We start from the raw sequence: 14930 nt of genomic DNA on the forward strand, positions 1-14930 counted from the left end.
GTGAGTCTCGTCATGCGTTCCTACCTCGCCGTGTGGCAGCTGCCGTCTGCCCCGGTGCTGCTGCTGTCCGCCTTCGCCGGCCGGCTGCCGTCCGCGATGGTGCCGCTGGCACTGCTGCTCATGGTGCAGGAACAGACCGGCTCGTACGCGATCGCCGGCGGGATCTCGGCCACCTTCGGCATCGCGACCGCGCTGGTCGCGCCCGTGCTGGGCCGGCTCGCCGACCGGCGCAGCCCCCGCCCGGTGCTCGTCGCCCAGGCGCTGGCCTACCCGCTGCTGCTGGCGGCCGTGGCCCTCGCCGTCCTCGGCGGCGCCCCGGTCCCGGTGATGTTCGCCGCGGCGGCCGCCGTCGGCATGAGCACCCCGCTGGTCTCGGGCACCGTCCGCGCGCTGTGGTCGCGGGTCGACCCGCGCGTGCGGCCCACCGCCTACGCGCTGGACGCCACCTCCACCGAGCTGGTCTTCGTCACCGGCCCCACGCTCGTCGCCGCCCTCACCTTCCTGGCCAGCCCCGGCATCGCGCTGGCGGTGGCGGGCGTGCTCGGCGTCGGCGGCGCCTTCGGCATCGTGATGAGCGCCCCGATGCGGGCCTGGCAGCCGGTCGTCGCGCCCCGTCGCCGGCTCCTCGCGACCGTGACCCTGCCCGGCATGCCGCGGGTCCTGCTCAGCGGGACGGCGCTGATGCTCGCCGTCGGCGGGCTCGAGGTCGCCGTCCCGGCGTTCGCCGACGCCGCCGGGTCGCCGGGCATCTCCGGGCTGCTGCTGGCCGTCTGGGCGCTGGGCTCCACGCTGGGTGGGCTCTGGTTCGGCGCCCGCGTGATCAGCGCCTCGCTGCCGCGGCAGTACCGCTGGGGGCTGCTCGGCGTGGCCATCGGCCTCGCTCCGCTGGCCGCCGTCTCCAGCCCCTGGGTCCTGGGGGCGCTGCTCTTCCTCGGCGGGACGGCGATCGCGCCGACGCTGACCGTGCAGAGCTCCCTGGTGGGCTCCATCGCCCCGGCGTCGGCGGTCACCGAGGCCTTCACCTGGCTGTCGACGGTGGCCTTCGGCGCCTCGGCGGTCGGCGCGGCGGTGGGTGGTGCGCTCATCGAGGGCCCGTACGGCGTGGCCGGCGCCCTGGTCATGGCCACCGGCGCCGCGGCCCTCGCGGTGGCGGTGACGCTGCTGCCCGGGCGTCGTCCGGACCTCCCGGTGGCGCCCCGGCGGGACGTCGTCCACGCCTGAGCCGGCGCTCCGGCGCCCGGTCCGCCACCCCCGTGGAACCCGGGCGCCGGACACTGGTAACCTTCGTCCTCGGTGGTTCCGGGGCGACTCGGGACCCGGGAGGCTTCGCCTAGTCCGGTCTATGGCGCCGCACTGCTAATGCGGTTTGGGTTAATCCCCATCCCGGGTTCAAATCCCGGAGCCTCCGCGCAACAACTGAACAGGTACACGCACCCGTAGCTCAACGGATAGAGCATCTGACTACGGATCAGAAGGTTAGGGGTTCGAGTCCCTTCGGGTGCACGTCTGGTTGAGACAGCGAACGGCCCCGTTCCTCTTCGTGAGGAGCGGGGCCGTTCGTGTTGTCGAGGGCCTGTCAATGGCGGAACCCGGCCACCTGCACCTCGCCGGCGGCGAAGCGGGCCGCGGTGGCCTCGACCGAGGCGAGCGTGGCGGCGGCGCGCGAGCACGGGAAGCCGTACCGCTCCTGCACCCGCCGGCTGGCCTCGCCCATCGCCTCCCGGGTGAGCGCGACAAACTCGGCCACCGGGTATGCCGCGCCGGCGGTGAAGACGTCCTCCACCACGGTCGAGGGCGAGTACACCCACTCCTGCGCGCCGTCGGGCCACCGGACGTCGAACTCCACCTCGGGCACGAGCCCAGTGTGCGGCAGAGGAGTCGTGGCGGGCGGGGGCCGGCCCTGACGGTCTGGCCGCGTTGGTCGGTCCATCCCCAGGAGCTGGATGGCCATGAGTACCGGCTCTCCCGCCCGCATCCCTACTGTGACTCAGCCCACACGACGGCGTCAAGGCCTCGTCGGCGTGCCGTGTTCACGGGCGGCGGACGAGGACCTCCCGGGACAGCTGGCCGACCGTGGTGTGCCCGGTCAGCCCCAGGGTCAGGTCGAACTCGGCGAGCACGTCCTCCACCACCTGCCGGACGCCGTCCTCGCCGGCCACCCCCAGGCCCCAGACGAACGGCCGGCCCAGCAGCACCGCCCGCGCCCCGAGCGCCAGCGCGACCAGCACGTCGGCCCCGCTGCGCACCCCGCTGTCGAGGAGCACCGGCACCCGGTCGGCGACGGCGTCCACCACGCCGGGCAGGGCGTCCAGCGCGGCGATCGAGCGGTCGACCTGGCGCCCGCCGTGGGTGCTGACCACCAGCCCGTCGACCCCCTCGTCGACCGCGCGCCGGGCGTCGTCGGGGTGCAGGACGCCCTTGAGCACGATCGGCAGCCGGGTGTGCGCGCGCAGGAAGGGCAGGTCGTCCCAGGTGATCGAGGGCCGGGAGTAGATGGCCAGGAAGGTCTCGACGGCGGCCCGGGGGAGCGGGGACCGCAGGTTCTCCAGCAGCGGCCCCGGCCAGGCGCGAGCCATCCCGACCAGGGCGCGCACCGCCGCGGGCGTGGGCCGCGGCTGCGGGTCCCGGGGTGCGCCGGCCGCGGCCTCGACCCGCTCGGCCACCAGCCGGCGGAACACCGGGTCGGAGGTGTACTGCGCGATCCCCTTGCCCAGGGCGAAGGGCAGGTGGCCCAGGTCCAGGTCGCGCGGGCGCCAGCCGAGCATCGTGGTGTCCAGCGTGACGACGACGGCCTCGCAGCCGCTGGCCTCCGCCCGGCCCAGCAGGCTGGCGACCAGCTCGTCGGAGCTCGACCAGTACAGCTGCATCCAGCGCGGCGCGTCGCCCATCGCCGCGGCCGTGGTCTCCATCGGCACCGAGGCCTGGTTGGAGAAGACCATCGGCACGCCCACCGTGGCGGCGGCCCGGGCCACGGCCAGGTCGGCCGCGGGGTGCACCAGCTCGAGGGCGCCCACCGGGCCCAGCAGCACCGGGGCGGGCAGCCGCCGTCCGAACAGCTCGACCGAGGTGTCCCGGACGCTGACGTCGCGCAGCACCCGCGGCACCACCGACCATCGGTCGAAGGCCGCCCGGTCGGCGCGCTGGGTGTCCTCGTCGCCCGCCCCGCCGGCGACGTAGTCGTGCGCGCGGTCGCCCAGTCGGCGCCGCGCCTCACGGGCCAGGGCGCGGTAGGCGGTGGGCACCCGCGGGGTGCGGCCGTACACCCCGGCCCGGTAGACCGCGTCCTGCCGCCGTCGCCCCGCGCCTGCAGCTGAGCTCATCGGGCCACCGTAGTGACGTGCGTCTCGACGTCCCGATGCACCCATCCGCACGACACGCCCGTTGCGACACGCGCACGACACGGAAGTGACGGGAGTGACGGAGCGGCCACCGAGCGCATGGCCCGGCGATGATCGGGGCAGTGCAGCCAGCGTGCCGGGGCGGTCGCCCCCCGGCTGGTGAGAACGGGGGGGTCCACCGTGCCGACGTCGTACGCGCCCGCCCGCACCCTGGCCGCCGCCGTCCTCTCGCTGCTCGCCGGCGGGGTCGCCCTGGCCGCGCCCGCCGCGGCGATGGAGGACCCGCGCCGCCCCACCGCCACGGTCACCCATGGCCCCAGCTGCGGCCCCGACGTCGTGCGCGCGCTGGTCACCAACGGCACCCAGCCGCACCGGGTCGCGCTGGTGTTCGACGGCGCCGCCGAGCAGGACACCGCCGAGCTGGCCGCCGGCGAGCAGGTCGAGCTGGTCAGCGCCGGCATCGCCTGGGGCGTCACCGTCGACGTCTCGGTCGCCGTCACCGCGGCCGACGGCACCCCGGAGGCCCCGCTGGAGCTGGAGACCTACACCCGGCCCAGCGCCGAGGACTGCTCGGCCGTGACCGCACCCCCGGCCGGCACCTCCCCGCCGGCCACCCCGCCCGGGACCCCGACGGCGGTCCTGCCGGAGACCGCCCCGCCGAGCACCGGCGAGCCCACCACCCCCGCGCCGAGCGTCCCCGCGAGCACGGTGCCGGGCACCGCGCAGCCGACCGAGCCGGTCGGCTCCGCGCCCGGGACGACGACCGCCACCCCGGCCGGGGCGCCCGACCCCGGTGCCCCGCCGCGCACCAGCGGCCCCGCCCCGGCCGGCACCGCCCCGGACGGCACTGCCCCGGCCGGCACCGCTGCGGCCGGCAGCGCCCCGGCCGCCAGCAGCTCGGCGGCCGCCGTCTCGCCGGGTGGCGTGGTGACCGTGCGCGCCACCGGGTTCACCGCCGGGGAGCCGGTCACGGTGACCATCCCCGGCGTCGACGAGCCGCTGGCCACCGTCACCGCCGCCGCCGACGGCAGCGTGCAGACGGTGGTGCAGATCCCTCGCGAGGCGGTGCTGGGCTCGACCACGGTGACGTTCACCGGCACCAGCTCGTCGGCCACCGCCGGGCTCGACCTCGACGTGGCCGCCCGCGACCGGGTGGTCCCGGAGAGCACCGGCTCACCGGTCGCGCTCGCCACGGGACTGGCGCTGGCCGGAGCGGCGGGGACGCTCGGGTTGATGGGCGCACGGCGCTCCCGGGGCCGGCACGCCGCGGACCGCTGACCCGGCGGACCGCGCCGGCACACCCCCGGCCGCACCGGCCGGACACCCTGCACCGACACCCCGACGGAGACGTGGACCCGCTCATGGACCAGCACATGGACCGCCTGCACGACGGCGCGCCGCCCCGAGGCGTGCCCCGTGACGTGCGTGGCCTGGCTGCCGCCGGGCCCAGCGCGACCGAGACCTGGCTGCGGATCGTCCAGGTGCACGACCGCATCACCCACCGCGTCGACTCCGCCCTGCACCGCCAGCACGGGTTGTCGCTGACCGGCTTCGAGGTGCTGCGCCGGGTGGCCGAGTCGCCGGAGGAGTGGGCGTCGATGGGCGACCTGGCCGAGGCGGTCGGGCTCAGCCGCCCGGGCATCACCAGCACGGTCAACCGCCTCGTGGACGACGGGCTGGTGACCCGCGAGCGACTGGGGGAGGACCGGCGGCTGCTGCACGCCCGGCTCACCGACGCCGGCCGGGAGCGGGTGCGGGCGGCCACGGCCACCCACGACGACCTGGTCGCCCACCTGCTCACCCTGCTCGGTGACGACGCGCCGGTGGTCACCGACGCCCTGGCGCGGGTCTCCGCCGCCACCCGCCGTCCCCGGGCCTGACGTCCGCCGTCCGTCCGGCCGAGGGACCGCTGCGCCCGGTCCCGGCGGCGGACCCGGCGCGACGGTCCTCCTCCCGACGTGACCGGGACCGCGATCCGGAGCCGAACCGACGCGTGGGCGTCCCTCGATCGGGGTAAACCCACGTCTGCCCGCGGAAAACTTAAAGCCCGTAGTGTTTCCGCAGTGGATCTCCAGGGGATCGTGAGGGCATGACGGGTGACCTGAGCGGCTGCACGGTGGTCGTGCCGACCATCGGCCGCCCGTCCCTCGACGTCCTGCTGGACGCGCTGGCCAGCAGCACCGGCCCGCGACCGGCCGAGCTGGTGCTGGTCGACGACCGCCCCACCGGCGAGCCGCTGCGACCCGAGCGCCCCGGCCTGCCCCCGGTCCGGGTGGTGCGCACCGGCGGCGGTGGTCCGGCCCGCGCCCGCAACCTGGGCTGGCGCACGGCGCGCACCGAGTGGATCGCCTTCCTCGACGACGACGTCGTCCCCGACCCCGACTGGTACGAGCGGCTGGCCGCCGACCTGGCGGCGCTGCCGGACGACGTCGCCGGCACGCAGGGCCGGGTGCGCGTCCCGCTGCCCGAGGACCGGAAGCCCACCGACTGGGAGCGTGGCACCGCGGGCCTGGCCACCAGCAGCTGGATCACCGCCGACCTCGCCTACCGCCGGTCGGCGCTGGCCGCGGTCGGTGGCTTCGACGAGCGCTTCCCGCGCGCCTTCCGCGAGGACTCCGACCTCGCGCTGCGGGTCATGGACACCGGCTCCTCGCTGTCCCGCGGCCAGCGGTGGATCACCCACCCGGTGCGCCCCGTCGACCGCTGGGTCTCCGCCCGCGTGCAGGCCGGCAACGCCGACGACGTGCTGATGCGCCGCCTGCACGGTCCCACCTGGCGCGACCGCGCCGACGCCGCCCTCGGCCGCCGCCCCCGCCACCTCGCGGTGACCGGTGCCGCGCTCGCCGCCGTCGGCCTGCTCGCCGCCGGCAAGCCGAAGGCCGCCGGTCTGGCCGCGCTCGGCTGGCTCGCCGGGACGGCGGAGTTCGCCTGGGCCCGCATCGCGCCCGGCCCACGCACCAGGGCAGAAGTCGCGACGATGGCCCTGACCAGCGCGGTCATCCCGCCGCTGGCCACCTGGCACTTCCTGCGCGGCGCCGTCGTCCACCGCGACGTCCCGGCCTGGCGGGGGCTGCCCGACCTGGTGCTCTTCGACCGCGACGGCACGCTCGTCCACGACGTCCCCTACAACGGCGACCCCGCGCTGGTCGCCCCGGTCGACGGCGCCCGCGAGGCGCTCGACGCGCTGCGCGCCCGCGGCGTGCGGATCGGGCTGGTCACCAACCAGTCCGGGGTCGGCCGCGGGCTGATCACCCGCGCGCAGGCCGACGCGGTCAACGCCCGGGTCGCCGAGCTGCTGGGCCCCTTCGACACCGTGCAGGTCTGCCCGCACGCCCCCGAGGACGGCTGCGACTGCCGCAAGCCCGCCCCCGGCATGGTCCTCGCGGCCTGCGCCGAGCTCGGCGTCGAGCCGGCCCGTTGCGTGGTCGTCGGCGACATCGCCGCCGACCTGGGTGCGGCCGCGGCGGCCGGCGCGCACGGGATCCTCGTCCCCACGCCGGTGACGCTGCCGGCCGAGGTCACCGCCGCCCGGCACCGGGCGCCCACGCTGACCGAGGCGGTCGACGACGTCCTGGCGGGCGCCTGGTGACGCGGGTCGTCCTGGTCGCGCGGCTCGACAACGCCGGTGACGTGCTGCTGCAGGGCCCGCTGGTGCGCGCGGTCGCGGCCGGCGCCGACCGGGTGGTGTTCCTGGCCAGCCCACAGGGCACCGCGGCCGCCGCGCTGCTGCCCGGCGTCGACGACGTCCTGACCTGGCACTGCCCCTGGATCGACGGCTCCCCGCAGCCGGTCGACGCCGCCGACCTGGCCGCGCTGGCCGACCGGGTCCGGGCTGCGGGTGTGACCGAGGCGGTCGTCAGCACGTCGTTCCACCAGTCGCCGCTGCCCCTGGCGCTGGTGCTGCGCACCGCCGGGGTGGGGCGGATCAGCGCGATCAGCGTCGACTACCCGGGCTCGCTGCTCGACGTCCGGCACCGGGTCGACGACGACCTGCCCGAGCCCGAGCGGGCGCTGTCCCTGGCCCGCGCGGCCGGGTTCGAGCTGCCCGCCGGCGACGACGGCCGGCTCGCCGTCCGGCGCCCGCTGCCGACCACCGACCAGACCCCCGGCTACGTCGTCCTGCACCCCGGCGCCTCCGTGCCGGCGCGGGCCTGGCCGGCCGAGCGCTGCGCCGAGGCCGTCGAGGCGCTCGCCGACGCCGGGTACCGGGTGCTGGTCACCGGCGGGCCGGGGGAACGCCGGCTCACCGCGACCGTCGCCGGCACCCGCGGGGTCGACCTCGGCGGGGCCACCACGCTGGCCGAGATGGCCGCGCTGCTCGACGGCGCCGCCGCGGTCGTGGTCGGCAACACCGGCCCCGCACACCTGGCCGCCGCCGTCGGCACGCCCGTCGTCTCGCTGTTCTCCCCGGTCGTGCCGGCCGTGCGGTGGGCGCCCTACGGGGTCCCGGCCGTGCTGCTCGGCGACCAGTCCGCCCCCTGCCGCGACACCCGGGCCCGCGAGTGCCCCGTGCCCGGTCACCCCTGCCTGACGTCGGTCACCGCCGCCGACGTCGTCGCCGCCGTCGGGAAGGTCGCCGCGTGAAGGTCCTGCTCTGGCACGTGCACGGCTCCTGGACGACGTCGTTCGTCCAGGGCCCCCACGAGTACCTGCTGCCGATCGTCCCCGATCGCGGACCCGACGGGCTCGGCCGCGCCCGCACCTGGGACTGGCCGGCATCGGTCCGCGAGGTGACGCCCGAGCAGCTCCGCGAGGAGCAGCCCGACGTCGTCCTCCTGCAGCGCACCCGCGACCTGGAGCTCGTGCGCGAGTGGCTGGGCCGCGAGCCCGGCCGCGACCTGCCCGCGGTCTTCCTCGAGCACAACGCCCCCGACGGTGCCGTGCCGGACACCCGGCACCCGCTGGCCGACCAGCGCTCCGTAGCCATCGTCCACGTCACGTACTTCAACCAGCTCTTCTACGACAACGGCTCCGCGCCGACCACGGTCATCGAGCACGGCATCGTCGACCCCGGCGAGCGCTACACCGGTGAGCTCGCCCGGGCCGGCGTCGTGGTCAACGAGCCGGTGCGCCGCGGCCGGTACACCGGCGGCGACCTGCTGCCGCTGCTGTCGGCGGCCGCACCGCTGGACGTGTTCGGCATGGGGCTGACCGGCCTGCACGAGCGCTACGACCTCGACCCCGCCCGCGTCGGGCTGTACGACGACCCGCCGCAGCACGCCATGCACGGCGAGCTGGCCCGCCGCCGCGTCTACGTGCACCCGGTGCGCTGGACGTCGCTGGGCCTCTCGCTGCTGGAGGCCATGCACCTGGGCATGCCGGTCGTCGGGCTGGCCACCACCGAGGCCGTCGAGGCGGTGCCGGCCGAGGCCGGGGTGCTCTCCACCAACCCGGCGGTGCTGGCCGACGCGCTGCGCCACTTCGTGAACGAGCCGGACGCCGCCCGGCTGGCCGGCAAGGCCGCCCGCGCCGCCGCCCTCGGGCGCTACGGCCTCGACCGCTTCCTCGCCGACTGGGACGCCCTCCTCGCCGAGGTGACCCGGTGACCGCCGACCTGCTCGACGCCTACCAGCTGCGGATCGCGCTGGTCAGCGAGCACGCCAGCCCGCTCGCCGCCATCGGCGGGGTCGACGCCGGCGGGCAGAACGTGCACGTCGCCGCGCTCGCCGCGGGCCTGGCCACCCGCGGCCACGAGGTCACCGTCTACACCCGCCGCGACGACGCCGCGCTGCCCGAGCGGGTGCGCACCGCCGACGGCTACGACGTCGTGCACGTGACGGCCGGCCCGGCCACCGTGCTGCCCAAGGACGACCTGCTCCAGCACATGGGCACCTTCGCCGACGTCCTGCGCGCGGCCTGGGTGCTCCAGCCGCCGGACCTGGTGCACGCCCACTTCTGGATGAGCGGCCTGGCCTCGGTCCAGGCCGCCGCCGGTCTCGGCATCCCGGTGCTGCAGACCTTCCACGCCCTCGGCTCGGTCAAGCGCCGGCACCAGGGCGACGCCGACACCTCGCCCGAGCAGCGCATCGAGCTCGAGCGCGGGCTCTGCGCCGAGGTCGACCACGTCGTGGCCACCTGCACCGACGAGGTCGTCGAGCTCACCCGGCTCGGGCTGACCGGCGACCGGGTCTCGATCGTGCCGTGCGGCGTCGACACCGCCGAGTTCACCCCGCGCGGGCCGGTCGCCGAGCGCTCCGGCCGCCCGCGGCTGCTCGTCCTGGGCCGGCTGGTCGAGCGCAAGGGCCAGGAGGACGCCGTCCGGGCGCTCCCCGCCGTCCCCGACGCCGAGCTGGTCGTCGTCGGCGGGCCGCAGGCCGCCCTGCTGGACGCCGACCCGGAGGTGCAGCGGCTGCGCGCCATCGCCGACGAGCTCGGGGTCGGCGACCGCCTGGTGTTCACCGGCGCGGTGTCCCGGGCCGACGTCCCGGGCTGGATCCGCTCGGCCGACGTCGTGCTCGCGGTGCCCTGGTACGAGCCGTTCGGCATCACCCCGCTGGAGGCCATGGCCTGCGGCCGCCCGGTGGTCGCGACCGCCGTCGGCGGGCTGGCCGACTCCGTCGCCGACGGCGTCACCGGCGACCTGGTGCCCCCGCGCGACCCGGCCGCCCTCGGCGCGACGCTCGCCGCGCTGCTCGCCGACGACGAGCGCCGGGCCGGCTACGGCGCCGCCGGGGTGAAGCGCGCCCGCACCCGCTACCGCTGGTCCCGCGTCGTGGCCGACACCGACGCCGTCTACCGCCAGGTCCTGGCTGCCCGCTCTCCCATGGAGGTCGCTCGATGAGCATCACCCCGCAGTCGGCCCGCGAGGTCGTCTCGCCCGACACGTGCACGCACCTCACCGGCCACGACCACGTCGCGTCGCTGACCGCGGCGCTGGGCAGCCTCACCGCGCAGGTCGACGTCCTGGACCGCTGGGGCCGGCTGCTGGCCGACGTCCTCACCGGGCCGTCGCGGGGCCGGCTGCTCGCCGCGGGCAACGGCGGCAGCGCCGCCCAGGCCCAGCACCTCACCGCCGAGCTCGTGGGCCGCTACCGCGCCGACCGGCCGCCGTTCTCCGCGATCTGCCTGACCGCCGAGACCTCCTCGCTGACCGCGATCGCCAACGACTACCCGGCCGACGAGCTGTTCGCCCGCCAGGTCGAGGCGCACGGCCGCCCCGGCGACGTGCTGGTCCTGCTGTCGACGTCGGGCCGCAGCCCCAACGCCGTCGCCGCCGCCCGACGCGCCCGCGACTGCGGCATCACCGTGCTGGCGATGACCGGCCCGGGGCCGAACCCGCTGGCCGCGGCCGCCGACGACGCCGTCTGCATCGACTCCGAGTGGACCGCCACCGTGCAGGAGTGCCACCTGGTCGCCCTGCACCTGCTCTGCGCGGCCTTCGACGAGGCGGTCCTGGCCGAGTCGCCGCGGGTCTCGACCAGCAACCACGTCGAGGTGGTCAAGTGATCGTCGTCGTCGGGGACGCCCTGCTGGACGTCGACCTGGTCGGCACCGCCTCCCGGCTCACCCCCGACGCCCCGGTGCCGGTGATCGACGACGCCGTGACCCACGAGCGCCCCGGTGGCGCCGCGCTGGCCGCCGTCCTCGCCGCCTCCTCGGGTGCGGAGGTCACCCTGGTCGCGCCGTTCGGCGACGACGAGGGCGCCGGCCGGCTGCGGGCGCTGCTCGCCGGGCGCGTCGAGCTGATCGAGATCCCGGCGACCAGCCCCACCGCGGTCAAGCAGCGCATCCGGGTCGGCGACCACTCCGTCGCCCGGCTCGACACCGGGGGAGCGACGACGACCTTCGGCGCCCTGCCGGCCGCCGCGGCCGAGGCCATCGCGACCGCGTCCGCCGTGCTCGTCGCCGACTACGGCCGCGGGACGACGTCGGCGCCGGACGTGCGCGCCGCGCTGTCCGCCGCCCGCGGCCCGGTGGTCTGGGACCCGCACCCCCGCGGCGCCGATCCGGTGCCCTCGACCCGGCTGGTCACCCCCAACGGTTCCGAGGCAGCCCGGGTGGTGCCCGAGGTCAGCGGCAGCGGCCTGGCCGCCGTCGGGGCACGGGCCGAGGCGCTGATCCGCACCTGGGGCGTCGGCGCGGTCGCGGTGACCCTCGGCGCCCGCGGTGCGCTGCTGTCCTACGGCGAGGGCGCGCCGATGGTCGTGCCGGCCACCCCGGTCACCGGCGGCGACCCGTGCGGCGCCGGCGACTCCTTCGCCGCCGCGGTCACCGTCGCGCTCGCCGGGGGCGCGGTGACCGGCGAGGCCGTGACCGCGGCCGTCGCGGCCGCCGGCGCCTTCGTCGGCCGCGGCGGGGCGACCAACTGGGACGCCGTGCCGGCTGCTGCCGAGCCCACCGCCTCCGACGTCGACGCGCTGCTGGCCGGGGTGCGCGCCGCCGGCGGCACGGTCGTGGCCACCGGTGGCTGCTTCGACCTGCTGCACGCCGGGCACGTGGCCACGCTGCGGGCCGCCCGCGGGCTGGGCGACTGCCTGGTCGTCTGCATCAACTCCGACGACTCGGTGCGCCGGCTCAAGGGCCCCACCCGCCCGCTGGTCAGCGCCCCCGACCGCGCCCGCGTGCTGGAGGCGCTGGAGTTCGTCGACGCCGTCGTCGTCTTCGGCGAGGACACCCCGGCCACCGTGCTCGAGCGGATCCGCCCCGACGTCTGGGCCAAGGGCGGCGACTACGCCGGCGCGGACCTCCCCGAGGCCGCCGTGCTGCGCAACTGGGGCGGCCAGGCGGTCGTCCTGCCCTACCTGGACGGCCACTCGACCACCGCCCTGGTCGAGCGCTCCCGCACGAAGGACCCCGTTCTCCCCACGACTCGCAGGCTCGCCGCGGGCCCCGGAACGGGGCCGTGACGGCGCAGCCGACGGCGGTGGTGCTGCGGCCGCTGGGGCTCGGTGACCTGCTCACCGGGGTCCCGGCGATCCGCGGGGTCCGGGCCGCGGTGCCCGGGCACCGGCTGGTGCTGGCGACGACGCGGGCGCTGGAGCCGCTCGCCGCGCTGATCGACGCCGTCGACGAGGTGCTGCCCGCCGTCGAGCTGCAGCCGCTGGACTGGTCCGGCCCGCCGCCGGAGCTCGCCGTCGACCTGCACGGGAAGGGCCCGGCCTCGCACGTGGTGGTCGCCGGCCTGCACCCGCAGCGGCTGCTCACCTTCGACAGCCCCGGCTACCCCGGACCCACCTGGTACGCCGACGAGCACGAGGTCCGGCGGTGGTGCCGGCTGGTCGCCGAGGGCCTGGACGTCGCCTGCGATCCCGACGCCCTCGACCTGCGCGTCCCCGACGTGCCGCCCCCGGTGCGCGGCGCTGCCGTCGTCCACCCCGGCGCGGCCTTCCCCGGACGGCGCTGGCCGGCCGAGCGGTTCGCCGCGGTCGCCACGCACCTGCGCGCGCAGGGCCACGACGTGCGGGTCACCGGCGGGCCGGCCGAGGTCGAGCTGGCCCGGTCGGTGGCCGCCGCCGCGGGGCTCCCCGACGACGCGGTGCTGGCCGGGCGCACCACCTCCCTCGAGCTCGCCGCGGTCATCGCCGCCGCGAGCGTCGTCGTCTGCGGCGACACCGGGGTGGCCCACCTCGCCACGGCCTACCGGCGTCCCTCGGTGGTGCTCTTCGGGCCGGTGTCACCGGCGCACTGGGGTCCGCCGCCGCGGCCGCAGCACGTCGTCCTGTGGCACGGCGACGGCACCGGCGACCCGCACGGCACCGAGCTCGACCCCGCCCTCGCGCGGATCACCGTCGCCGAGGTCACCGCCGCCCTCGACGCGCTGCTCTAGCGGAGTCCCAGCGCCGCAAGAACCGAGCGCTGGGACTCCGTCACCGTCAGCCGCGGCGGCGGATGGCGTCGAACAGGACGCCCTGCAGGTCCTCGGGGTCCAGGCACGGGTAGGCGGCGCCACCGGTCGCGGCGCCGATCTGCTCCAGCGCGGCCAGGTCGGCCTCCGGGCCCAGCGCGATGCCGATGACCTTCACCGGACGCGCCGGGTCGGCCTCGGCGCGCAGCGTCTCCAGCAGCACGGGCAGGTCGACGCCGGCCTCGTCGTCGTCGTCCTCGCCGTCGGTGATGAGCACGACGCTGTTGACCGACTTGGGGTCGTAGGCCTCCCGGGCGGCCCGCACCGCGGCCAGGGTCGTGTCGTACAGGCCGGTGCCGCCGGGGGAGAGCAGGCTCGGCAGGGTGTCGAACTGCTCGTCGATCAGCTGGCGCTGGGTCTTCCCACCGCCGGCGTCGGCGGCGAAGGTGCGCAGCGGGGCCAGCTCGACCCAGTCGCGGTCGCCGTCGAGCCGGTGGGCGAAGGCCCAGACACCGCCGGAGTAGTTGTCCGGCAGCAGGGTCAGCGCGCTCTTGCCGGCGTCGCGGGCCAGCGTCGCGCGGGTGCCGTCGCCGGCCGCGGCCTCCATCGAGGTGGAGACGTCCATGACCGTGAGCAGCCGGGACGGCGTGGCCAGGCTGGAGAGCCGGCCGAGCAGGGCCTGGACGGCGGCCGGGTCGAGGGCGACCTGCTGGGGTGCGGCCTCCTGGACGCCGGTGCCGGTGCCGGCGCCGGTGGGGGAGCCGCCCTGCTGGTCGCGGAACCCGGCGGCGCGCGCCTGCTCACCGGCCGTGGCCGTGGTCAGCGCCTGGACGACGGCGTCGACCGCGCGGCGCTGCACGTCGTCGTCCCCGGCCGGCAGCCGCAGCACCGGGTAGTCCAGCGACGGCGAGCCCTCGCGCGGATAGACCGCGACCAGGGCGTCGGAACCAGCGGCCTGGTTGGCGGCGAGCACCTCCTGCTCGCTGACCGGGACCAGGGGTGCGTCGGCGCCCCCGGCGGTGCCCGCGGCCAGCGCGTCGGCGACGGTCGGGACGCCGCCGCGGCCGGCGGCCAGCACGGCCTCCACGACGGCGTTGTCGGCGGCCTCACCGCCGCCCAGGGACTGCCGGACGGCGGCCAGCACCGAGACGCCCTCCGCGCTGGCGGCCAGGTCGGGCACCGCGAGCGGGCGGTCGGTGGTCAGCGCCTCGCCCCAGCTCGGCGGGGTCGTCGTCCAGCCGAGCTGCTCGGCGGCGGCGCGGCTGGTGGCCAGCACGAGCGGGGAGGTGGCGAGCGAGCCGGCCGCCTCGACGCCGCTGCCGCCGGCGCGGGCGGCCCACAGCGAGGAGTCGGGGACCCACACCTGCGGCAGGGCGTCGGGGTCCAGCGACCCGAGGTCGGCCAGGGTCTGCAGCGGCTCGGTGGCGGTGACCTCGGCGACCGCGCAGGCGCCGCCGCCCAGGTCGAGGGGCTGCCCCAGCAGCGTCCCGGCGAGCGCGCCGAGCTCGGGGGCGACGGTCACCGGCACCGTGCGGCGGTCGGTGCAGCTCCCGGCCTGGGCCGTCGGGGTGGCCGCGTCGTCGCCGGAGGTCCACCAGACCAGCCCGGCCACGACCACGGCGACGACGAGCGCGGCCAGGCCTGCGAGCAGTGCGGGGCGGGTGCGGCGGTCGGAACGGGCGCGGGTGTGGGCGTGGCGCCCCATCAGGGTTCTCCGGTCGTGTTCGCAGGCCCCGTACGGGTGCCCGGCGCCCAGGGGGCGTGCGGCCATCGGTCGGTGCGCCACTGTACCCACCGGAACGGCGCCC

13 protein-coding genes and 2 tRNA genes are annotated in these 14930 nt (G+C 77.2%); 12 read left to right on the top strand and 3 right to left on the bottom strand.

Features of this window, described 5'->3' with window-relative positions; all coding sequences use genetic code 11:
* The 3 genes from ACGBYP_RS15340 to ACGBYP_RS15350 all read left to right on the top strand — a co-directional run bounded on the left by ACGBYP_RS15340 (window position 1) and on the right by ACGBYP_RS15350 (window position 1503).
* Window positions 1-1221: an MFS transporter gene (locus ACGBYP_RS15340; RefSeq protein WP_411585505.1), complete on the top strand. Its 1221-nt coding sequence runs from the start codon at window positions 1-3 to the stop codon at window positions 1219-1221.
* Window positions 1222-1319: 98 nt separating this feature from the next.
* Window positions 1320-1408, top strand: a tRNA-Ser gene (locus ACGBYP_RS15345).
* A gap of 22 nt (window positions 1409-1430) precedes the next feature.
* Window positions 1431-1503, top strand: a tRNA-Arg gene (locus ACGBYP_RS15350).
* Window positions 1504-1576: 73 nt separating this feature from the next.
* Here the strand turns inward: ACGBYP_RS15350 and ACGBYP_RS15355 are convergent.
* Window positions 1577-1855, bottom strand: a complete 279-nt coding sequence (locus ACGBYP_RS15355; protein WP_411585507.1) for an MSMEG_0570 family nitrogen starvation response protein — start codon at window positions 1853-1855, stop codon at window positions 1577-1579.
* Between the two features lie 175 nt (window positions 1856-2030).
* Window positions 2031-3320: an alpha-hydroxy-acid oxidizing protein gene (locus tag ACGBYP_RS15360; protein WP_411585508.1), complete on the bottom strand. Its 1290-nt coding sequence runs from the start codon at window positions 3318-3320 to the stop codon at window positions 2031-2033.
* A 198-nt stretch (window positions 3321-3518) separates the two neighbouring features.
* On the opposite strand from ACGBYP_RS15360, the gene ACGBYP_RS15365 reads away from it, so the two are divergent.
* The 9 genes from ACGBYP_RS15365 (at window position 3519) to ACGBYP_RS15405 (ending at window position 13104) form a co-directional block, all read left to right on the top strand.
* Window positions 3519-4616: a hypothetical protein gene (locus tag ACGBYP_RS15365; protein ID WP_411585509.1), complete on the top strand. Its 1098-nt coding sequence runs from the start codon at window positions 3519-3521 to the stop codon at window positions 4614-4616.
* Between the two features lie 95 nt (window positions 4617-4711).
* Window positions 4712-5218, top strand: a complete 507-nt coding sequence (locus ACGBYP_RS15370; RefSeq protein ID WP_411585510.1) for a MarR family winged helix-turn-helix transcriptional regulator — start codon at window positions 4712-4714, stop codon at window positions 5216-5218.
* Window positions 5219-5427: 209 nt separating this feature from the next.
* Entirely contained in the window at window positions 5428-6927 is a 1500-nt protein-coding gene (locus ACGBYP_RS15375; RefSeq protein ID WP_411585511.1) for an HAD-IIIA family hydrolase, read from the top strand.
* Complete coding sequence (locus ACGBYP_RS15380) at window positions 6924-7922, top strand: glycosyltransferase family 9 protein (protein WP_411585513.1); 999 nt, start codon at window positions 6924-6926, stop codon at window positions 7920-7922. Before ACGBYP_RS15375 ends, ACGBYP_RS15380 begins: the two co-directional genes overlap by 4 nt.
* Window positions 7919-8884, top strand: coding sequence for a glycosyltransferase (locus ACGBYP_RS15385; protein WP_411585514.1), 966 nt, complete (start codon window positions 7919-7921; stop codon window positions 8882-8884). Before ACGBYP_RS15380 ends, ACGBYP_RS15385 begins: the two co-directional genes overlap by 4 nt.
* Window positions 8881-10119 carry a glycosyltransferase gene (locus ACGBYP_RS15390; protein WP_411585516.1) on the top strand — a complete coding sequence of 413 codons (1239 nt, stop codon included), beginning with the start codon at window positions 8881-8883 and terminating at the stop codon, window positions 10117-10119. The genes ACGBYP_RS15385 and ACGBYP_RS15390 overlap by 4 nt, the downstream gene beginning before the upstream one ends.
* A complete protein-coding gene (locus ACGBYP_RS15395; RefSeq protein ID WP_411585517.1) occupies window positions 10116-10784 on the top strand; it encodes an SIS domain-containing protein in 669 nt (222 codons plus the stop codon). The genes ACGBYP_RS15390 and ACGBYP_RS15395 overlap by 4 nt, the downstream gene beginning before the upstream one ends.
* Window positions 10781-12184, top strand: a complete 1404-nt coding sequence (gene rfaE2 / locus ACGBYP_RS15400; protein ID WP_411585519.1) for a D-glycero-beta-D-manno-heptose 1-phosphate adenylyltransferase — start codon at window positions 10781-10783, stop codon at window positions 12182-12184. Before ACGBYP_RS15395 ends, rfaE2 begins: the two co-directional genes overlap by 4 nt.
* On the top strand, window positions 12181-13104 hold the full coding sequence (locus ACGBYP_RS15405; protein WP_411585521.1) for a glycosyltransferase family 9 protein: 924 nt from the start codon (window positions 12181-12183) through the stop codon (window positions 13102-13104). The genes rfaE2 and ACGBYP_RS15405 overlap by 4 nt, the downstream gene beginning before the upstream one ends.
* A gap of 46 nt (window positions 13105-13150) precedes the next feature.
* Here ACGBYP_RS15405 and ACGBYP_RS15410 read toward each other — a convergent pair whose 3' ends face one another.
* Window positions 13151-14827: a VWA domain-containing protein gene (locus tag ACGBYP_RS15410; protein ID WP_411585523.1), complete on the bottom strand. Its 1677-nt coding sequence runs from the start codon at window positions 14825-14827 to the stop codon at window positions 13151-13153.
* Between the last annotated feature and the right edge of the window lie 103 nt (window positions 14828-14930).

Source organism: Modestobacter sp. SSW1-42, from assembly GCF_046635825.1.
Taxonomy (GTDB): domain Bacteria; phylum Actinomycetota; class Actinomycetes; order Mycobacteriales; family Geodermatophilaceae; genus Modestobacter.